The 21618-nt window shown below is 55.8% G+C and carries 17 protein-coding genes; 10 read left to right on the forward strand and 7 right to left on the reverse strand.

What is annotated here, in order from left to right:
* Positions 1-7 precede the first annotated feature (7 nt).
* The 10 genes from RUA4292_RS05070 (at position 8) to RUA4292_RS05115 (ending at position 13347) form a co-directional block, all read left to right on the forward strand.
* The gene (locus tag RUA4292_RS05070; RefSeq protein WP_058276615.1) at positions 8-1714 is read left to right on the forward strand and encodes a dynamin family protein; all 1707 of its coding nucleotides are present in this window, start codon (positions 8-10) and stop codon (positions 1712-1714) included.
* A 32-nt stretch (positions 1715-1746) separates the two neighbouring features.
* Positions 1747-2148 (forward strand): hypothetical protein, encoded by a 402-nt coding sequence (locus RUA4292_RS05075; RefSeq protein WP_058276616.1) that lies wholly within the window; start codon positions 1747-1749, stop codon positions 2146-2148.
* 23 nt (positions 2149-2171) lie between these two features.
* Entirely contained in the window at positions 2172-3032 is an 861-nt protein-coding gene (locus tag RUA4292_RS05080) for a hypothetical protein (RefSeq protein ID WP_058276617.1), read from the forward strand.
* A 66-nt stretch (positions 3033-3098) separates the two neighbouring features.
* Entirely contained in the window at positions 3099-5141 is a 2043-nt protein-coding gene (locus tag RUA4292_RS05085) for a dynamin family protein (protein ID WP_058276618.1), read from the forward strand.
* Positions 5138-6424 (forward strand): dynamin family protein, encoded by a 1287-nt coding sequence (locus RUA4292_RS05090; RefSeq protein ID WP_058276619.1) that lies wholly within the window; start codon positions 5138-5140, stop codon positions 6422-6424. The genes RUA4292_RS05085 and RUA4292_RS05090 overlap by 4 nt, the downstream gene beginning before the upstream one ends.
* A 338-nt stretch (positions 6425-6762) precedes the next feature.
* Entirely contained in the window at positions 6763-8925 is a 2163-nt protein-coding gene (locus tag RUA4292_RS05095; RefSeq protein WP_058276620.1) for a serine/threonine protein kinase, read from the forward strand.
* A 206-nt stretch (positions 8926-9131) separates the two neighbouring features.
* On the forward strand, positions 9132-10121 hold the full coding sequence (locus RUA4292_RS05100; protein ID WP_058276621.1) for an FHA domain-containing protein: 990 nt from the start codon (positions 9132-9134) through the stop codon (positions 10119-10121).
* Positions 10122-10124: 3 nt separating this feature from the next.
* Entirely contained in the window at positions 10125-10910 is a 786-nt protein-coding gene (locus RUA4292_RS05105) for a PP2C family protein-serine/threonine phosphatase (protein WP_058276622.1), read from the forward strand.
* 22 nt (positions 10911-10932) lie between these two features.
* Positions 10933-12195: a substrate-binding periplasmic protein gene (locus tag RUA4292_RS05110; RefSeq protein WP_058276623.1), complete on the forward strand. Its 1263-nt coding sequence runs from the start codon at positions 10933-10935 to the stop codon at positions 12193-12195.
* A 45-nt stretch (positions 12196-12240) separates the two neighbouring features.
* Positions 12241-13347, forward strand: coding sequence for a transporter substrate-binding domain-containing protein (locus RUA4292_RS05115; RefSeq protein ID WP_058276624.1), 1107 nt, complete (start codon positions 12241-12243; stop codon positions 13345-13347).
* Between the two features lie 276 nt (positions 13348-13623).
* Here RUA4292_RS05115 and RUA4292_RS05120 read toward each other — a convergent pair whose 3' ends face one another.
* The 7 genes from RUA4292_RS05120 to RUA4292_RS05150 all read right to left on the reverse strand — a co-directional run bounded on the left by RUA4292_RS05120 (position 13624) and on the right by RUA4292_RS05150 (position 21502).
* The gene (locus RUA4292_RS05120) at positions 13624-15837 is read right to left on the reverse strand and encodes an NADP-dependent isocitrate dehydrogenase (protein WP_058276625.1); all 2214 of its coding nucleotides are present in this window, start codon (positions 15835-15837) and stop codon (positions 13624-13626) included.
* A 211-nt stretch (positions 15838-16048) separates the two neighbouring features.
* Positions 16049-16288 (reverse strand): hypothetical protein, encoded by a 240-nt coding sequence (locus tag RUA4292_RS05125; RefSeq protein ID WP_145974873.1) that lies wholly within the window; start codon positions 16286-16288, stop codon positions 16049-16051.
* A gap of 55 nt (positions 16289-16343) precedes the next feature.
* The gene (locus RUA4292_RS05130) at positions 16344-17225 is read right to left on the reverse strand and encodes a tetratricopeptide repeat protein (RefSeq protein ID WP_058276627.1); all 882 of its coding nucleotides are present in this window, start codon (positions 17223-17225) and stop codon (positions 16344-16346) included.
* A gap of 124 nt (positions 17226-17349) precedes the next feature.
* Positions 17350-18375, reverse strand: coding sequence for a trans-3-hydroxy-L-proline dehydratase (locus RUA4292_RS05135; protein ID WP_058276628.1), 1026 nt, complete (start codon positions 18373-18375; stop codon positions 17350-17352).
* Between the two features lie 9 nt (positions 18376-18384).
* Positions 18385-19623 (reverse strand): NAD(P)/FAD-dependent oxidoreductase, encoded by a 1239-nt coding sequence (locus RUA4292_RS05140; protein ID WP_058276629.1) that lies wholly within the window; start codon positions 19621-19623, stop codon positions 18385-18387.
* On the reverse strand, positions 19620-20552 hold the full coding sequence (locus RUA4292_RS05145; protein WP_058276630.1) for a 4-hydroxyproline epimerase: 933 nt from the start codon (positions 20550-20552) through the stop codon (positions 19620-19622). Before RUA4292_RS05145 ends, RUA4292_RS05140 begins: the two co-directional genes overlap by 4 nt.
* Positions 20543-21502: a dihydrodipicolinate synthase family protein gene (locus RUA4292_RS05150; protein WP_058276631.1), complete on the reverse strand. Its 960-nt coding sequence runs from the start codon at positions 21500-21502 to the stop codon at positions 20543-20545. The genes RUA4292_RS05145 and RUA4292_RS05150 overlap by 10 nt, the downstream gene beginning before the upstream one ends.
* Between the last annotated feature and the right edge of the window lie 116 nt (positions 21503-21618).

The following is a 21618-nucleotide window of genomic DNA, read 5'->3' on the forward strand; positions in this document are numbered from 1 at the left end:
TAGCGATATGGCAAAAGACTCACAAACCCGTTTCGTCTCGCCCAAAGCATGGGAACGCATTGAGCAGTGGTCCCGCCGCAAGCCGATCTTTGCACTCATGGGTGAATTCAGTGCCGGCAAATCGACGCTGATGAACTTTCTGCTTCGGTCGCACACGCTACCAACCCAAGTGACGGCCACGCAATTGCCGCCCGTCTGGTTTAGTTGGGGCAAGCAATCTGCTTATGTGCAGCGCCATGACGGCACACGCGAAAACATCGAGTTGGATGCGTTGGAGTCAGTCGGTGTTAACGACGCCCAATTCGTTCGTATTTTTCTTGAATCCGACATTCTCGAAGCGGTTGATCTGATCGACACGCCGGGTATCTCGGACCCCAAGATTTCAACCGACGTGTGGCGTCGCGCCGTAGGTCAGGCCAATGGCGTGCTGTGGTGCACGCACGCCACCCAAGCCTGGCGCGAGACCGAACGGGCGACATGGGTCGCGCTGCCGGAACGGTTGCAACACAAGTCTTTGTTGTTGGTCACCCGCGCGGATACATTGGGCACGAAGGACCGCCAGAAGGTGTTGCGCCGGGTCAACCGCGAGGCAGGGCATCTGTTCAATCGATCTATTTTGTTCTCGGCCCGCGATGCGATTACCGCGCGCGACAAGAGCGGCGACGCAGAAATGTGGGGGCGCAGTGGCGGCGGTAAGATGGTGGACAGCTTTCTTGAGATCACCGAACAGATTATGGACAACCGTGCAGACATGCTGGCGCGCTACCAGATCGACAACAGCCTTGCCAATATGCCCAGTGTGCAACCTGTCCGCCCTCGCAAACCTAGTGAGAGCGCAGAGCAGCCTGCTCCGCTAAAGCTGGTCAATCCCGTTCAGGACGAAGATCTGCAGGACGAAGTCGTAACGAGCTTTCCGATCCGTCCTGCCCGGGTCGAGACACGCTCAGGCGACACTGCACGCGCACCCCGCATTGACGCGGATGAGGCCGGACGGTTGCGGGCTGAAATGACAGCGATCTCGGAAGAGACCAGGCCCGAAATAGATCAGGACGAATTGCGCTCCTTTTTCCGCGAAACGCCCAGTCAGCCTCTGAATTTGGCTGATGTTGCCGAGATCCCTTCGGAAGAAAACGCGTTTCTTGAACTGGATGACGAGGATTTCGACGAAGAAGAGACCTTGGAACTGGAAGCCGAGGCTAATCAGTCTGACACCGCCTCCGATGGTCAGGATCACCTGTTGGCGTCGATCGAGGATAAGCTGGCTGACGCAGCTGAAGATGCTGCATCCGAAGACCCCGAAGCAGACGCACAACGCGCTGACACATCTGTGTCGTCAATCGTTGCATTGCTCGCCGAGCAATCGGATGGTGCGGCCGATGAGTTCGAACTGGAACCCGAAACCAACGGCCTGATCGAAACACAGGTCGTGCCTATGTCAAACGGAACGTCCGAGACCAGGCCCGAGTCTGAAACCCTTGAGAAATTGCTGAATGTGGAGGCCGGATCAACACTCAGCGCATCGGCGATGTGGCGCGAGATCACAGCTGGTGAGGATCTTCCCGGCGACACGGAAGGCCTGAAAAAGGTTTTCATGGCCTTCCTGGAAGAGTTCGACAAGATCGCCGCAGAACACGGCGCCCGCGACGCGAAAAAAGACGTTTCAACGCTTCCGAAAACCGGGAACAAGGGCGGGGCTGAATGGCATGTTTTATAACGTGAAACCAAGGTAGAAGGACGGGAAGCCCGATGTCTATCGAAGCCGCACTGAAATCTGCGATGGAAACGATACCCGACTGCGTCGCAGCCGGGTATATCGACATGGAAACAGGGATGTTATTGGGGACCAGTGTTCGCGATCAAGAGGACGCCGAAGTGCTGGACAGTCTCGCGCTTGCAGTGGCGAACCTGTTTCAGGGCGGCGGCGTGGGTGCTTTTGAAGCATTGCTGCGGAAATCGGGTAATGCTGATACCGAAAATCCGGGATTTGGGGAAATCGCGGTGTTTTCAAAGGATCGGTTGAACATTTTCTTGCGGACGCAAGCCTATCCGGATCATGTGGTCTGCTACATCTGTCGCAACAGCGCGAATGTAGGGTTGGCACTGACAAAATCGCATCTCAGTCTGGGGCCCGTCGCGGCCGCAGTTTAGACGGGACCAGAGGGGGTCACGGCATGATGGATACAAACATACTCGACTTGCTCAAGGGCATTGGGCGATCATCAGTTGCGCGGCTGGAACCAGCCGTCGCGCTTGCTGGTGACACTGCGGTTGAGCGTCGCGACAAGGTATTGCAGTCCATCCGTGGCACTGTTTTACCGCGCAGGTTGGAGTTTACGGCTGCCAACGGCGATTGTCTCGCGATTGAGGTTAACAGCTCTCGGGTTACTGATGTCTTTCGTGTCCGGTCCGGCGTTGCGCCTGATTTTGAGACCGAAGAGCGCGATACGCTGGCTGGCCAATTGGCACAGTTGGTAACCGATATTGCCGCGGCGCCTACACCACTCAGCCTGATATCCCTGCGGCCGGACGCCACGCTGGAAGCGGACGATGTCGGAATCACTTTTAGCGAAATCGCTAGTGCTTGCACGATGATCGAAATGCCTGCTGAACCCGCCATAGCGGTCGTTCCGGACACTGCCGAGCCCGTAAATGACGTGGCACGAACAGATGATGCCAGCGATTTGGCCAACCAGTTCTATCTCGGCAGCCAGCGGTTGGCTGTTGGGCGCATCCAGATCAAAGCTGAAGGCGGGGAAATGGTTCAGTCTGACGGCGATTGTAGTGAAGATCAGCCATTACATGCAGATGAAACTTTGCTGGCGCAGTTCGCATGTGACCTGTCGGGCTGGGATGATGACGCTGCCGCCGCGCTGGATCATCCGCAACTGATCGTCATGCGTCCGTCCGGCGGTAAAGGTTCTGGTTTGGCCGTCCTGAATGACGGCAAGGAATTCTCCATGGTCGTTCACGAGGCGCGCAAGCTAGGCGCCATTGTGAATCTGTGGACATCTCTGACGGAGCGTTCCGAATGATAGCGCCCGTAATATTCAATTTTTCGATTAATTCAATCTGTGATTGCAAGTACCCAGGGTAACAGTATGAGTGAAAATAACCGTCGTGAGTTAATTCGAATCGCCGAAGATATGAACGGGGTCAGCAACGACGAGACCCGCCAGTTTATTTCACGCATTGTAGGCGATCTATCAAATCTGAAACCGTCAATTGCATTTGTCGGGCAAATCAAGGCTGGCAAGTCCCGCCTTATCAACGGGTTTACAGGGCAGGCCGAATACCTGCCCTCGGATGTTAATCCGTGGACGACCGTGATCACCGACATGCATTTCGGTCACCCCTCGGGTCGGACCCAAGGGGCCGAATTTCATTTCTTTGATAACCGCCAGTGGCAGGCGCTGATCGCCGAGGGCGAAGAGCTGCGCAACATGTTCCCCGACGACGAGGACAGCTATAAGCGCGAGATGATCGAAGAGCAGGTCGACGCGATGAAAACCCGCGCCCAACTGCGATTAGGCGACAGCTATGAGCAGTTGCTGGGTCAGCATCACGATCTGGAACATCTGAACTCGGACGATCTGGCCCGTTATGTTTGTGCGGGTGACGATCCGACCGACAGCGAAGAATACGACCCCGGTTCAGATCGGGGACTGTACAGTGACATCACGCGCAAGGCCGAGGTCTACTTTGACATTGGCCATTTTCCGTTCCCGTTGACGGTTACGGATACGCCCGGCGTCAACGACCCACTGCTGATCCGCGAAGAAATCTCGCGCCAATACCTCAAGGAATCCGATTTCTTTGTTGTTGTATTGTCCGCGCATCAGGCCCTGTCCCGGGCGGATCTTAAGCTGTTCCGCCTGATGCAGGCACTGGAACTGGGGCAGATCGTCGTCTTCATCAACCGCGTGGACGAACTGGGCGGCGGCGCTGAGGACGCTAGAAAAGTCCGGACGGACGTGTTGGATGGCTTGGAAAAAGCCCTGGGCAACTCGGACATTGATGTTCTGATGGGTAGCGCCCAATGGGCCCATTATGCCTTGACCGGTGACGATACTGGCGTGAACCACGATCACGTTCTGGCTTGGCTGCGCGCCCACCCCGAGCAGATGAAGCAATATCTGGACGGTGTAGAAGAGATCAAACAAGGCCCCGGCCCAATCAGCCGTGAGGGCGTTTTGCGCTTTGCCGCAATGATCGCCTCTGGTCTGCCCGATCTGCGCCGCCACGTTACGCACGCCTTGACCCAAGGGCCCCGTGACGAACAGCTCAAGATGGCTTGGCAGCACCTTAACAGTTTTGCGCAAGGTGAGCTGGAACGGTCCAAGGCCCATCTGCGCGTAATTGACGACAAAAACTCTGCCGACATGACCGACGGCGACGAAAACGACAAAACATTGGCCGAACTGCGCGCGCTGGTTTCGCAAAAAACCACACAGATCATTGACGATATGGATGATGTGTTGGCCAATCTTCGCGGCGTCATGGATGACACTGTATCCGAAGCCGTCTCCGCCGTTGTCCGCGGACCGAATGGCGATTCCCCTTTGTTGGCCAAGGGCGGTGACACTGAATTGAACTTTTCACCGCTGCGGGATCGCATGCGCGAGCTGGTTCAGGGTGCAACACAGGTGGTGCGGCAACGAATGCTCAGCGAACTTTACGCCGTCGACATGAACAGCAATGCCGCGCTTCGCGCCCTGCCCGGCTGGCAGGACCCAGCCGATAGTCGGATGAACACCAGTGCGGTTCGATGGTTCCGTCCGGATACCACTGCACTGACCCGGGGCATCACCGTGGAATTGCGCGTCAGCTGGCTGTCCCGTCTGATTTCGCGCAAAAGTGTGGTCGCTCGGGCCGAGCGGATGATCGTTCAGGAATTCGAAATGATCGGGGACGATCTGGTGGACACGGCGCGCGCCGATCTGCTTGAGCGTCTGAACACCGTTCTTGACCATTATCTGGCATTGTTGGCCGGACATCTTGAACAACGGGTCGGAACCGGCCAAACCAATGTTCGTGCAGAAGCACAGGCAGCATTCGATCAGGCGCAACGTGTTGCAGATGATCTCGATGCGGTATTCGGCGGCAATAGCGCGGACAAGAAATTAGCAGAGGCTGCGGAATGATTGAATTTCCCGGAACCGAACAAGAAGTACGCAAGCTTGAACGCTTCCTGACCGCCACCGAAAACCTGCCGTCAGAGGCCGGTCTGGACAAGATGCGCGAGCGCGCCTTGTTCCATGCCGAACGGCTTTCGAATGCGGTCAATATCGGTTTTGCCGGGGAATTCGGGGCCGGGAAATCCAGCCTCGCAAACATGCTGGCCGGGGCGGACATTCTGCCCACGGGTCCGCAGCATCTGAAACTGCCATTGGTCATCGTGGCCTATGCGGACGCACCGGAAACCACGGTTGGCTGGTGGGACAAAGAGCCCAAAGTCTATTCCGGCATTGCGCTGGAAAAAGCCGCGGCTGATAACCCTGATTTTATCTCGGTTGGGTTGAATACCCCTGCCCTGCAAGAGATCTCATTATTCGATCTGCCGGGAACCGGCGCACTGGATGACACCTACAAGTCCACTTTTGACCTATTATCCTATGTCGATTGTGCCATCTGGTGCACGAACGGAACCAATGCCTGGCGTGAGACTGAGCGCCACCTGTGGGCACAAGTTCCGCAAGAGTTGCGTTCGAACAGTTTGCTGGTCGTAACCCACGCGGATCTCCCCCCGGTTCGGGACGCGCTGGACCGTGTTCTGCACCGGTTGGAAAAAGAAAAAGGTAAATTCTTCCGGTCTGTCGTACCAATCGGCACACCGGTCGCCGTCAAGGCTATGGCGCAAGAACCCGAGCCTGATTTTGATCTGTGGGAGACCTGTGGCGGTCAAAGTCTGGCCGAACAGGTCCTGCAAGTCGCATCTGAGCGGCGTTTGAAGGATTTGGAAGCTGCCCAAAATGACATCGAGCAGGAGTTTCTTCCATTTCTGGCCAGCCTGAACATTGCAGAAGCTGAACCAGCGCAGGTCGAAGCGCCCTCGATTCACGCCACGTTGGAATCCGCCCTTCCCCCGCTTGAAAACCCGATCCTTGAAGACTGGCTGGCGGCAATTGCCAGCATCTATGACGACTTGCGCGAGACTTCGGATATCGAACCCGCCGCATTCCTGAACAGCTGTCAGGAAATCGTCGAAGATTTTGCAGAGCGTCTGGAGCAAGGGGGCGAAATCGCCACTGAAGCCGACTGGATTCCCGGTGAGTTTGAAAAGGCCACTGATCTTCTTTTGCTGCTGCAATTCGAAAGCGGTGACGCGCCACTGAAGGACGCTATCAGCATCCTCGCCCAGCTCAGCGACAACCTCGCCTGGGCCGGCAGCCGCGTCGATTCAGTTCAGGCAAAAACCGGAACTTGACGCCTACCCGTTTTAATTGAGCCGCAATGCAGCGATTCGAAGCCCTCAGAATCGCGCGTTTATTGTTTCGGATTTAGTGACCAATCCGCAAAAAACAGGCACTCAGTCCGCAAGTATCACCGCTAGAAAATCAACATTTAGATATTTGTATGAGAAAGGGCGCGATATATAGATTTTCTTTGCGCTGGGTTCTTAGTGAAGCCATCGGGCGGCCCCAATAAAGTCAAATTTGAAACGTCTAACGTACATGAGTGTCCTGCGGTTGTGTTTGGTTGTGAGTTCGCGGGCTGAAAGCCCAGTTAAGTAAGCCGCAAAACGATTAGAACGGGCGGAAAGAAATGAGCCACAACCAGGCCGTCGGCGCGACGCACGACGAACCGAAAATTGAAGGTCTTCAACTAGGCGCCAAGCTGTTGCGCGGGCAGTACGAGATCCTGCGTTTTATCAGCAATGGCGGATTTGGTATCACCTATCTTGCGCGGGACAGTCTGGAACGCGAAGTTGTGATCAAAGAGTGCTATCCCGGTGCCCTTTGCCGTCGTAACGGCGATATGGTTGAACCGGTCGAGCCGGACTACAAGGACGATTTGCGCGCAATCATCGACTTGTTTATTCTCGAAGCACGCAATCACGCTCGCTTGGTACACCCCAATATCGTCGACGTTCATCAGGTGTTCGAAGACAACGAGACCGCTTATATCGCGATGGATTTTATCCGTGGCTGCGATCTGCTGGACTACGTTGAAGATTCCAAAAACAAAGCTGGCCCAGACTTTATCGTTCAGGTCACTGAAAAAATGCTATCGGCGGTGTCTTTCATCCACCAAAGCGGCATGCTGCACCGCGATATTTCGCCCGATAACATCCTGATCGACGAAAATGGTGATCCGGTACTGATCGACTTTGGCGCCGCGCGCGAACAGGCTGCCCACCAGTCCGCAGCGCTAATGACCCTGCGGGTTATCAAGGATGGTTATTCGCCGCATGAGTTTTATGTACGCGGCGCGGAACAAGGGCCAAGCAGTGACCTCTATGTTCTTGCGGCGACCCTGTATCACGCCATCAGCGGCGAACGTCCGATCGACGGCCAGACCCGCCTGAACGCATTCAACAACGGTCAGACGGACCCCTACACACCGCTGGCGGGGCGTATCGAAGGCTACCCCGATGGATTCCTGGAAGCCATTGACAAGGCGATGGAAGTTCACGCAACGGATCGCCTGCAGACCGCATTAGATTGGCTGCGCATGTTCCGCGGCCCCGGCGTGATGTTCGACAGCTTTGACTATCGGCCGGTGTCGGTGATCGTGGCGATGGACCAAAAAGACGAAGAAGAAGAGAAAGCCAGGATCAAGGCTGAAAGCGAAAACGCCGAAGCCGTTGTCACCGCATTGCTTGCCGGAAACACTGACATTGCACTGGGCAATGAAGACAAGAACGACGACGGGCTAGCCACGTTCACATCGAAGGATGAGGTTCCGGTCGCGGTGGATACCGTGGTCAAAAGCGGATCCAGTGGTGCAGGCAAAATTGTTGCAGGTGTGGCCGTGGTCGCCGCTTTGGCGGCGGGCGGGTTCTTCCTGATGTCCGGAGAGGAAACTCCGGCCGAAGACACCGCATCGACGCAAACGCCCGTAGTAACGGAAACGGTGGAAGAAACCGCCGCAGTCGAAACATCCGAGCAGGACCCGGTCGAACAAGTGACCGCAGCCGAAGTGGAGCCGGCACCAGAACCAACTGAGACCACGCAGGCCGTGGTCGCATCCACTCCAGAGCCTGTCGAGCAGGCGCAAGAAGATCCGGTTGTCACCGAGCAGGAAGAAGCTGCGGCGACGGAAACGGCTGAAGCCGCGACCGTCGAGCCGACGCCGCCTGTTCCGGCGGAACCGGTAAATCTGGCAGAACAACAGATCGCATTCTCTCACTGGGACGTAGACATCCCGTTTCAGACATCACGCCGCCGGGCTTCGACCGGCAACGTGATTGCGATAACCGGAGTTGACCAGGAAATTGACACGTCAATTGTGGGTGAGTGGGTCAAACGCGGCGCCACGATCTTCACCCTGAACGGCAAGCCAGTGCAGGCAGATACGACTTTTGCTGCTCAGGTGTTGAACGATCTGAATGTGGACCCGGACGGCTACATCCGCGTTTCTGCCCGCTATCGCACATTGGGTGAAACCCGCCCTCAGAACGGATTGTTGGCACTGCCCGCAATGCACGTGATCGGCTTGGAAAATGGCTACGTTTTCACAATTCAGAACAAAGACGATGCGGGTTGGACAACAGTTCTAAGCTCGGTTCCGCCGGAGGCGGCAGGCAGCTTGCAGGAAGGGGATGTCCTGGTCTCAGAGACAATTTCTGGCACTGGCATTGATGGCTCGGACAGCCTTGATGTTTTGTTGGCCAAACTCGTTTCCGAAGACCAGCCGCAGGCCCGTTTCAGCGTCTTGCGCAGTGGCGTCGAGACGGATGCTGACATGCCATTAACGCAGGAGTGATCTGACCGGTTCGTATGTGATCTGCCAGTATGTATTTGCTGAGGGTTGCGCCAAGTTCGGCACCCCTGACGGGAACCGGCCCGTCGCGGAAATAGAAAGTGACCTTGTTGTCACAAATATCCGTGCCGTTGTGCAACCGCGCACAGAGGTAAGAAGCAGCCCCATAGGACCGTTGTCCTGTGCCAAGGAATAAAGGTGTCGACACCATGTTCAAATACAAAAGCCCTCTTAGCCGGCTTCTCGAAGGTGCCGGCAAACCGAAAGAGAACGAAGCCGAAGAAGCGGTAGCGCCCGAGGCGGAAAAGGCTGAACCAATCGCCGATTTCAATGCCCTGCGCGAAGCGCTGGCAGGCGGCAATATGTCCTCGGACAGCTACGAAGAAACCGATGAGTTGGTGCCCGAAGAGAAAATGCCGGAATTCTCTGAGGAAGACGTAGCAGATGCAACTGAGGCTGAAGATGATGTCGTCGTCGCTGAAGTTATCGCAGAAGTTCAGGACGTGGCAGACGAAGTACCCGCGCTCGAAGAAGAAACCGTGTTGACGCTGCACTCGGCAGTTGAGGAAGAAGTCGAAGAGATTGTCGAGCACGAGGTACTTGAAGTCGAGGAACCCGAGCCGGAACAGATCATCGAGGTAATTGCTGACGAACCCGCCGCAGAACCGGTGCCAGAAGCACCGGTCGCCGAAGAACCACTGGCTGAAGTTGCACCGGTTCCGCAGCCCGCGGCTGCCGAAGATCGTCGTGGTCGCGTCAAGACAACCTTCCTGGGTTTCGAACGCGCCGACACGCATGTGCAGGACCTGATCGAGACAGCAGAACCTGCAGCCAAGACAAACAATGCCGAACAGTCTTTCCCGGTTGGTTGGCTGGTCATCACTGGTGGTCCGGGCCGGGGTGCGAGCGTAACACTGACCGAGGGCTTGATGCAGATTGGCCGCAACGACGATCAGGCCATTCAGCTCGACTTTGGAGACACTGGTATTTCCCGCAGCAACCATGCGGTGATTGCTTATGATCCCGAGGACCGCAAATGTTATCTGGGACACGGCGGCAAGGCCAACCTGGTGCGCTTGAACGGCAAGCCGGTTCTCAGCACCGTCCCACTGTCCAGCGGGGATCTGATCCGCATCAGTGAAACATCAGTCCGCTTTGCCGCCTTCTGTGACGATGGCTTTGACTGGCGGGATTCCTAATAGATGCTGGCGACACCGGCATATGATATTGCGCTGATCCTGGACAAGGGCCAGCGTGACACGCAGGAGGACGCGGTTGCTTCGCGCATGTTCGATGCGGCGAATGCAAGCTATGTCGTCGTCGCTGACGGCATGGGCGGGCATGCGGCAGGTGAAGTCGCCTCTGACCTTGTGATCCAGGCCTGGCGTGACGCGTTAGATGCCGAGCTTGAAGGTTCAACGACACCCGAGTCCGCTTTGATCGACGCGTTGCCCCTTGCGGCAATGCAAGCCAATGCGTCCATTGCCGGTTATTCCGAGGAACAAGGTACTGGATTCAACATGGGCTCAACCATGTTGGGCACTTTGTTGTTGGGCCAGCGGTTGTTCTGGATTTCGATCGGCGACAGCCCGCTCTACCTGTTCCGGGACGGAGAGCTGTCGCAGATCAACGAAGATCACTCGATGGCTCCTATGATTGATGCACAATTGGCCGAAGGGACTTTGACCGAGGCCGAAGCCCTGGCGCATCCTGACCGCAACCAACTGACTTCGGTCATCATGGGTGCGGCAATTCCAAAGGTCGATTGCCCGGAAACCCCGCTGGACCTAGCACCTTCGGATGTATTGGTTCTGGGAAGCGACGGCCTCCAATATCTCAGCAACGCTGAAATTCAGTCCATTATTCAATCCAATGCCAGCGGGCTTGCACAAGACATAGCCGGGGGGCTGCAGGCCGCGCTGAACGCTAAGGGCGACCCAGATCAGGACAACATCTCAATCGGTGTTGTCAAACTTACAAAAAACTGAACAAGGCAAAGCAACAGGACCCATGAGAAACCATCTGATCATATCAAGCCTGGCACTTGCTGCCGCTGCGGGTACCGCCTCGGCACAACAGGCATGCTCAACCTACGAAATCCAACGCGGCGACAGCCTGCGCGAGTTGTCCATCGAAGTTTATTCGACTGAAGACTTTCGTATCATTTACGATGCAAACCGGGACGTGATCGGAAACAATCCGAACATCATTCGGGTAGGCGACGTTCTTACCATGCCTTGCTTGGAAGAGATCGGGCGTGCACCGGCCGCGCCGCAGACTGAAGCCGAAGCCATGGCCGCCGAAATGGCAGCCGAGCTGGTTAAGGCAGCCGAGAATCGCGCGGCGAAAGCCATCGCAGAGGCAGAAGCCCGCGTTGCCGAAGCCGAAGCTGAAGCCAAAAAAGCAAGCGAAGATGCAGTGATCGCTGCAAAATCAGCTGCCAAGGATGAGATCGAATCCGCGCGGGCAGAAGCCGCAGCGCTGATCCGTAATGCAGACGCCGGCGAACGCCCGGAGATCCGCGACCGTCAGTTGTTGCTTATCACTGGCGGTAACTATGCGCCTTTCACCGACGAGGCCCTGCCCAATCGCGGGCTCTATACCTACCTTGTCGAAACAGCGATGCTGCGCGCCGCGCCTGAACAGTCCTACAAGATCCAGTTCGTCAACGACTGGTCGTCGCATCTGGATCTTCTGATGCCGACACTCGCTTTCGATGCCACCTTCCCCTGGTCGCGTCCAAATTGTGAAGAGGCCGAGACGCTTTCTGAAAAAGACCGCGCGCGGTGCGATACATACAACTTTTCTAACCCGTTCTATGAAGTTGTGGACACATTCTTTGCCCGCGAGGGCTCGGGCTATGAGCAAACATTGACCTACGCGGACTTCGCCGGGACAACAATCTGTCGTCCCGAAGGTTGGTCGCTGTCGCACATGGACGCGGTCGGACTGTACGCACCGGCGATCTCGCTAATGCGCCCGGTTTCACCTGATGATTGCTTTCACGCGCTTATGAACGGGACAGCCGATATCGTCGCGATCGAAGCTCATCTGGCCTTCGAAGCAATCGGACGGCTGGGGTACGAACACCGCATTGTAGAAAACCCCAATCTGGCGGCGATCAAGTCGCTTAACGTCATGACCCATAAAGATAATCCGGATGGGGAAGCGATCCTTGAGACGCTCAATCAGGGTTTGGACATCATGCAGCAATCCGGAGAGTGGCGAGACATCGTTTCAACCGCTCTGCGTCATCAAATGGAAAATGGCTAAGGCCCCATGTGGCCTAACTAAAAAAAAAGTCTGGAGGAAGTGGACATGTTTGAATTGAACCTAAGGAAAGTTGTACTGTCGGCAACCGCCGTCACCGCTCTGAGCGCCGGTGCCGCCGCTGCGCAAGAAGCTTGTACCAATTATACAGTTGCGGACGGCGACACGATGGCGACCATTGCGATCGCGGCATACGGCACGTCGAACTATCAGCCGATCTTTAACGCGAACCGTAACATCATCACCAACCCAAACGCACTTGAGCCAGGCCTGGTTCTGGCCTTGCCCTGTGAGGATGGTAGCCTGCCAAACGGCCAGTCCGCGCAGGAACTGATCGCAGCAGAAGAGCAACGCGCGGCAAGCGTCAAGCGATCAAATGTTTATGCCCCCCCAATCAAAATGGTGGCGGGTAACGGTTGGGAACCCTTCACGAGTGAAGCACTGGGTGGCGGAGGTATTATGACCCGTCTGGCAACAACCAGTCTTCAGCGTGCAGGCAACAGCCGCGATTACTCCGTCAGCTTTGTCGACGACTGGAGCTCGCATCTGGACACATTGTTGCCGCTGGGCGCGTTCGACATTTCAATCGCCTGGACCGTCCCGGATTGTACGAACCGCACATACGAATGGTCGTCCGAAACTGAAGCACGGTGTACCCAATTCGTGGCTTCTGTCCCCGTATACGACATCGTAGGTGGCTTCTTCACTCTGCCGGAAAGCGACTATGCAAGCGCGACAAAGTTCGAAGACTTTGAGGGTTCAACCATTTGCCGCATGTCAGGTTGGAGCATGGTGGTCCTGGAAGAAGTCGGACTAAACCGCGAAAATACGAATGTGGTCCAACCTAACTCTGCTCGCGAATGCCTGGATGCCGTTCTGACCGGCACAGCGGATGTCGCTGCGTTTGAAGTCGATCTGTTCGCTTCGACCATGAATGACATGGGATTGACTTCGACAGATCTGGTCGAAAACCCCTATGTGTCGACCTTGTCCTCGATGAGCTTTCTTGCGCACCGCACCAACCCGTTCGCACGTGAGTACATTGCGATGATGAACAAGGGCCTGAACGAAATGCGTCAGTCCGGCGAGTGGTACGCGATTATCTCGGACACCCTTCGCGAACAAAACGAAAAGCTGAACGCTGCATCTAACTGATCATTCGACTTTTCGAACGAATTGGGCCGGTCTTTTGACCGGCCCTTTTTCGTTTAATACAGGCGGTTTAGCTACAGGTTGCGCCCAAAATTCCCAAAAGTACGGGAATCCCCTAATTTCCAAAACTCGTGGATTAGTTAACGTGAAATCAACTACACCGTGAGGCTTCGGCCTGACCACTCACTCAAAAAAGGGCCGACTTTGGGGGTCGGCCCTTTTTTCTATTGATCTCATCAATCCGAAAATACCCACGCCGCAAAAGGTGGGTACTGTTTATCAGCCGATGATCGCGTTCAGTGTCGCGCTGGGGCGCATTACCGCTGCGGTCTTGGCAGGATCGGTGTGATAATATCCACCGAGATCCGCGGCAGCACCCTGAGCGGTCGCCAGCTCAGACATGATCTGATCTTCTTTATCCGCCAGCTCTTTTGCAATCGGCGCGAATTCTGCTGCCATTACAGCATCACCCGATTGCACGGCCAGAGCCTCAGCCCAATAGCGTGCGAACCAATAGTGGCTGTCACGGTTATCTGGCTGCCCAACTTTACGGCTGGGCGATTTATTGTTGTCTAGTATGCCTTGCGTGGCCGTTTCGGCCGCAGCACCCAGAACACCCGCTTTGGCGTTGCCTTTGTTGTCGGCCAGGAAATTCAGCGATTCACCCAAGGCACAGAACTCACCCATCGAGTCCCAGCGCAGGTGGTTTTCCTCGACCAATTGCTGCACGTGTTTCGGAGCGGACCCACCCGCGCCGGTTTCGAACAGACCACCGCCATTCATCAGCTTCACAATCGACAGCATCTTGGCCGACGTGCCCAGTTCCAGGATCGGGAACAGGTCAGTCAGGTAGTCGCGCAACACGTTGCCCGTGATAGCGATGCTGTCCTTACCTGCCGTAATGGTTTCCAACGACTGGCGGGTCGCCTCGCGCGGAGCCATGATCAGGAACTTGTCGGCTACGCCAGCTTCCTCGAGTGCCGGTTTGACGTATTTGATCAGCTCCGCGTCATGGGCGCGGTTTGCATCCAGCCAGAAGATCGCTTCGGATCCGGCCAAACGCTGACGGTCCATGGCCAACTGGATCCAGTTTTCGATCGGAGCTTTCTTCACAGTGCAGGCGCGCCAGATATCGCCTTTTTCAACGCTATGCGAATGCAGCGTCTCGCCATTGGCCAAAACGATACGGATGGCACCGTCGGCCGGCGCTTGGAACGTTGTTGGGTGCGAACCGTATTCTTCCGCTTTTTGCGCCATCAGGCCGACGTTGGCGACAGCACCGACAGTTGCAGGGTTTAGCGCGCCATTGGCTTTGAAAAAGTTGATGCTCTCATCATAAACTGATGCATAGCAGCGGTCGGGGATCACACAATTGGTGTCGCCCTTGGTACCAGCCTCGTTCCAGCCTTTTCCGCCTGCCCGGATTATAGCGGGCATCGAGGCGTCGATGATCACGTCTGACGGCACGTGCAGGTTGGTAATGCCTTTGTCACTGTCGACCATATACATGGACGGGCGATCACCTTTGATCGCTTCGATGGCAGCCACGATATCGGCATTGCCCTGAACACGTTCCAGCAAATCGCCTAAGCCGGAATTCGGGTTCACACCCAATGCGTCCAGTTCAGCGCCGAACTTTTCGAATACCGGGGCCAGCCAGGCTTTGACCGCGAAGCCAAAGATGATCGGGTCCGAGACCTTCATCATCGTGGCTTTCATGTGCAGCGAGAACATGGTGCCGTCTTTCTTGGTGTCCTCAATCGCATCTGTCAGGAAGGATGACAGCGCCTTGACGGACATGAAAGTGGCGTCAGCAACTGTGCCCTCGGCCAGCGGCCAGACGTCTTTCAGGATAGTGACGCTGCCGCCTTTGCCGACGAACTCGATCTTGGCATCACCCGCCTGAGTGGCGGTAATGGTGGCGGACTTCTCGTTAGCGTAGAAATCATTGCCAGACATCGACGACACTTTGGTTTTGCTGTCCGACGCCCACTCCCCCATCGAATGCGGGTTCTTTTGAGCATAGTTCTTCACCGCACGCGCCGCGCGACGATCCGAGTTACCTTCGCGCAGTACCGGGTTCACAGCCGAGCCTTTGATAGCGTCGTAACGCGCACGGATCGCCTTTTCTTCATCGGTCGACGGCTCTTCGGGGTAGTTCGGAATGTCATATCCTTGCGACTGCAACTCTTCGATTGCCGCCACCAACTGCGGGACCGACGCCGAGATGTTGGGAAGTTTGATGACGTTTGCATCCGGAGTTTTCACTAACTCGCCGAGAGCCGCGAGATCATCGGTGATGCGTTGCGCGTCAGTCAGGTTCTCGGGGAACGTTGCCAGAATACGGCCCGCCAGTGAAATGTCCTTGGTTCCGACACTGACACCCGCCGCAGAGGCAAATTTGCGAATGATGGGCAGAAACGATGCGCTGGCCAGTTCGGGCGCTTCGTCTACAATGGTATACAATATGTCGAAGTTTGAGTTATCTGCCATATTCTTTTACCTTTTTTAAGCCTTTCGGGGCGTGCGATCCTAGAGTGTGCCACAAACGGGTGGCTAATGATGGGCGTGTTCAACCTACCGCCCAACGGTGACTCTGTGTTGACAAGGTCTCCCATAAATCACGATTGGCTTGGGATCAATCGTCTAAACGGGGCGCAAATTGCCACGGGTATGAGAATGTGGATAGAGGTTATAGCCAAAACTACTGAGCACCGGTTGTGTGGGTCATTACTGGCGCTACTTTTTCCGGCAGCTCGTACGCCATGAAGCCGCTTTGTTTTTCAAGTTGACCGAGGTAATCTGCGATTGCGGCGTTCAAATGCTCAACAGAACCGGCGTCCGCCTCGCGCGGAACCGAGGTTCCGAATTTTCGCATGACTAGTATCAAAATGTAGCGACCATTTTCTCCGGTTTCCTCAAGGAAACCTTGGAGTACGGACATGGCAAGGTCCGGCCTGCCAAAGGCAGCAAGCAGCATGTAGCGGTGCAACCACTCTTCATCTTGACCCAAAGCATACCAATTCGAGGTTTTGCGATACCATCCGCTTGTAGAAATCCATTTCGGCCCAGTCTCGCTGAACAGCGTAATCTGCATATTCGTTTACAAATTCAATGCCTTTGTCTTCGTCGCCGATTTTCAGATGTATCATGGCTGGCATAAACAACTCGTATTTTTCGCCAGGCTCCAGCCGAGCGAGCGCCGCAGATGCCGTAAGAGCGCTTTCATGGTCACCTGTGAATTTCAGATCGTAGATTAAACGAGACAAATGCACCCATGATTGATTGGTCCAGCGCTGTTCAGCTTGTGTCAGAAACTGTTCGACCGCGTCATGTCCGTTTACGTCGTAGTGAGCATTGATCAGTGCTGTTCCCGCATCCCCATAGCTCGGGTCGAGTTCCAGAACCTTCTCCAACCCTTGAATGGCGGCTAGAGTGTTTCCCCGGCCCCTGTCGAACTGAGCTTTGTGAAACAAAGCGTCAGTGCTGCTTGGGGCAAGCAACAAAACTCTTTCATACGCTACTTCAGCAGATTGGACGTCGCCCGCCGCGTTATAGGCAATAGCACGCCACAAAGTTAAACGTGGGTCGTTCTGAGCGAGAGCCAAAGCACTGGTATAGTCCGAAATTGCCTTTTCGTACTGTTTGCCGCTGTAGTAAGCCCAACCACGAGATTTCAGCAATGTGATCCGGTTTTCTGGGGTAACACCCTCGCCATTCATCAAAATTGTGCAGGCCGCGATCACATGCGCCGTGCCGCCTTTGTTGCCAAGGCATGACTGGGCTAGCAGCGTGTAATTCGGTCCGGATTTTGATGGTGAATTGAAGGACAGCAACAACGTGGAGATCACAATAGCCAAGGCGGCAAGACGAATGTGCATTACACCTCCAATCTGTTCAAAGCACTCACCTTAAGGCGGCAATCCAGAACCTATACTCAAGGAAAGGCGTCGCCAAATTTCTGTAATGAAACGGAAAAGACACAAGAGCAATCACCGAGATTGATCAAACGCCCCAAGTGTCACTCAACCGATACCCACCCGGCCAAGGGTCGTCTGGATCAAGCATGTGCTGATGGGTTCCGGTGATCCATCCGCGCCCGCTGATTTCTGGAATGATAGCGGTTTGGGCACCAACTTGCGTTTCCCGAACAATTCTCCCGGTAAAGCGCGAGCCAATGATCGAGACGGCCTCGAGGGTTTGCCCAACCGTCATCTGCCCTTTGGCCGCCATTAACGCCATGCGCGCAGATACTGCTGTGCCAGTGGGCGAGCGATCCACCTTTCCGGGCTGGATGGCAACGGCAGATTTACCGCGCCAACCAGTCGGCGTCTTTTCAAGCGGGCCACAAAAAGCGCAAAAGGAAATGTGGGTCCAATCTGGGTTCTCGGGATGCGAGAACCCCAATTGGGCATTGGCGGCATTCGTAATTGTAACGCCGGTCCGGGCGATTTCACGCGCTTCGTCTTGGGTTATGTCAAACCCCAGCTTAGCGGCATCTACAACCACGAAACTGTCGCCTCCAAAAGCCGTATCAACAGTCAGCGTGCCCAAACCCGGAACCTCTAACGGGACAGAGAGCTTGCCCGCAAAACTGGGGAGGTTCTGCACGTGGATCCGTTCTGCCTTGCCGTCCCGGCATTCAGCGCGCACGCGAACCAGGCCTCCGGGCGCTTCAAGCGTCAGAATTGTCTCGGGTTCTTGCATCGAGATGATCCCGCTATCCAGCAATACCGTGGCAACACAGATCGAGTTTGAACCAGACATGGGTGGAGTGTCCTCGGGCTCCATAATGATAAAGGCGGCATCGGCATCCGGATGTTTGGGCGGAACCAGAAGATTGACATGACGAAACACACCGCCTCGCGGTTCGTTCAGTAGGAAATTTCGTAACGTTTGATTGTTGGCAATATGCGTCCGTTGTTCCCAGATCGTGTCACCGGGCGGCGGCGAGACGCCGCCAACGATGACGTCGCCGACCTCGCCTTCGGCATGGGCCGACACGACATGAATGGTCTTAATGCTGCGCATATCCCCTCCTTAAAATCGGGTGGCGGCGTAAGGCGATAATGATATTGGTGGGTCTTGCCCATCGACCAGCGCCCCGACGAGTTCCGCAGTTCCCGCAGATTGGGTCAGGCCCAAATGCCCGTGCCCGAATGCGTAAACGACATCCGCCGATTTACGAGACGGGCCGATCACCGGAATGCTGTCCGGCAACGATGGACGATACCCCATCCATTGCGTGCCACTTTCGGTTTTTAGTCCAGGCAGGAACGCCGCCGCCTTTTCCAACAAAATATCGGCGCGCTTGTAGTTTGGCGGTAAGGTTAACCCGCCCAGTTCGACGGCCCCCCCTACACGCACGCCACCATTTATTTTGCTGGCAACAAAGCCGTGGCGCGAGAATGTTAGGTGCATACGCAAATCAAATGCGCCTTCCGGCAAAGTCGTATTGTATCCACGCTCGGTTTCCAGTGGAATGCGATCGCCCAATGTTTGCACGATGTGATGAGACCAAGCACCTGCGGCAACCACCACCTTGCTCGCTTCGATTGTTCCGTCCGCGCATGCGACCCGCACACCATTTTCCTGCGGTGACAGGGTTCGGATATCTTTCCGTTCAATCCGACCGCCGCGACCCTGAAAAACCTCAGCAAGGTGTTCGACCCATCGTTTTGGATCAACAGTGTTCAGCCAGTTCGGCGTAAATCCGGCATGGGTGAACCGAGGGCTGAGTCCCGACTGCATCTCGGCAATTGCGGCCGGGCTTTCAAGCAGTTCAAATTCGATCCCGTGTTCGCGCCGCAATTTCCATGTCGGCAAACTGGCGCGATATTCAGCCTCGCTTTCATACAACTGCATCTGCCCATCGCGTTGCAGCAAGTGCTCGCCATCGACGGTAGATATCAGTTGATCAAGCGCAGTTTTGGAAAACGCCATCAAACTGGCTTGTGCACCAAGCAAGTTTTCATAGCGGTCCGGTCGGCTGGCGCGCCAAAACCGGTACATCCACGGCGCAATTTTCAAGGCGTAGGCCGGCGGGATAGATAGTGGGCCAAACGGATCCAACATCCACTTCGGTGCTTTGCGCATGATGCCGGGCGTGGCCAGTGGTTCGACCTCAGAAAAGGCAAACGCCCCCGCGTTACCGGCTGATGTTTCAGCCGCGATGCCCTTGCGATCCAAGACAAGCACGGAATGGCCCCGTCGTTGCAGTTCGAGCGCGGTCGTAATCCCAATTACTCCGGCGCCGCTGACAACGACTTGTAAGGTCATGTTTCGATCCCGGCTCTGAAAGGATCGTTATCGTTGAACAACAACGTCGCTTCGGCCATGACGAATGCTTGTCCGGTGATCGAGGGGATAACACCCCCGTTTAGCCCGGGCTGGTAGGACAGCCGATAGGAACTGCCAATCACGCTTTGCTGGATGATCTCCTGACTCGGCGCTAAGCGCCCGTCCGCCGCCAGACAGGCCAGTCGGGCCGAGCTGCCCGTTCCGCACGGTGAGCGGTCATAATTGTCATCGGGGCACAGAACGAAATTGCGACTGTGAACTGACGGATCTGGTGAATCATCTTGAAAGATAACGTGGTCAATTGGTTCGCCTTTTTCGCCGCCAACCCCGCGCGTGATCGAAGCCTCTCGGATGGCGACCGTCATATCCGTCAGTTGGCGAATATTGGCAGACTCGACCGGGATCGGGCTGGGATCAACGATGAAGAACCAGTTGCCGCCATATGCAACGTCGCCTGTGACATGGCCATAGCCCGCGACATCCAGTGTAACGGCCTGATGAATTCTGCGGCTTTCAATGTTGATCACGGTTGCGGTGTTTGCATCGTGCAACTTGACCGTCACCACCCCGGCAGGCGTTTCGATCCGGTGTTGGCCCACGTCGATTCGTCCCAGATGAGCCAATGTGACCGCCAGACCGATGGTTCCGTGCCCACACATGCCCAAAACGGCATCGACATCGAAATAGATCACACCAGTCACGCATGTCGGATCAACCGGCTCGACCAGTAACGCAGCGACCATGGCTGGCTGGCCGCGCGGCTCTAACATGACAGAGCGATAGAACGCCTCATGCTCTGTCGCCAGCCGCTGTGCTCGTTCCGCCAACGGCCCAGAGCCTAGATCGGGCGCGCCATCCAGTATGACACGCGTCGGTTCGCCGCCTGTGTGACTGTCGATCACGTGCATTCAGCGATCACCCCACCCTGTTTCGACCAATCGGCATACCAAGTCTGGAACAGATCATATTGCTGTTCGCAATAGTTACGTTGTGCATCCGTCAACTCATCCGTTTCGTTAAAGTGCAATCGGTATTCCTGTTCCCCGTTCAGGACCAACAAGTGCTTGTAATACAGCACCAGATCCGGGCCTTCGTCAAAGCTGGAAAGCACCTGAATCGCTTCGGTCAGTTCCAGCGCGCGCCGGCGGGCCTCAGCATGGCCTTGCGCCGCTTTTTTGGACAAAGCAGCCAGCAACAGCGCTTCGCGCGGCAAGGCTGTGCCAATCCCGGTGATCGACCCGGTTGCGCCGCAGTTTACGAAACCGTGGAAGACCTCGGTATCAACACCCACCATCAGGGTTACCTGATCATCCTGACAGGTAATGTTCTCGGCTGCATATCGTAGGTCGTCTTTGCCGCCGAATTCCTTGAAGCCAATCAGATTTGAATGTTCTGTGCGCAGAGAAAAGAACAGGTCAGCCCGCGTAGCAAAGCCATAATACGGACTGTTGTAGATGATCGCCGGAACATCGGGGGCGGCTGACAAGATCGCTTTGAAGTGGTTCCTCTGCGCGGCAGATGAACTGCCGCGGGACAGAACGCGCGGAATGACCATCAGGCCAACGGCACCTACCTTTTGTGCATGGGCGGCATGGGCCACGGCGGATTTGGTGTTGATGGCTCCGGTCCCGACCACAACTGGCAAACCCGCGTCGACCAAACGCTCGACACCTTCCATCCGCTGTGCATCGGTCAACAAGGGCCAATCACCCATTGAACCGCAGTAGACCACCGCGGACATACCCGCGTCGATCATCTGCTTTCCTTTGTGCACCAACGCATCAAAGTCAGGCGTCCGGTCGGGTTTGCATGGTGTCATCAGAGCGGGCATCGTGCCGGTAAACACATTGGTCGACATTGGTAAATTCCTCGATGGCTGGGCGGTTACACACGCTTTTAGAATCGCCATAACGGATATTGGATACAAAATCCAGAAAAATTGAAAACGCGCCGGATCGATGATCGGGCGCGCTC

It is taken from the genome of Ruegeria atlantica, assembly GCF_001458195.1.
Classification (GTDB): domain Bacteria; phylum Pseudomonadota; class Alphaproteobacteria; order Rhodobacterales; family Rhodobacteraceae; genus Ruegeria; species Ruegeria atlantica.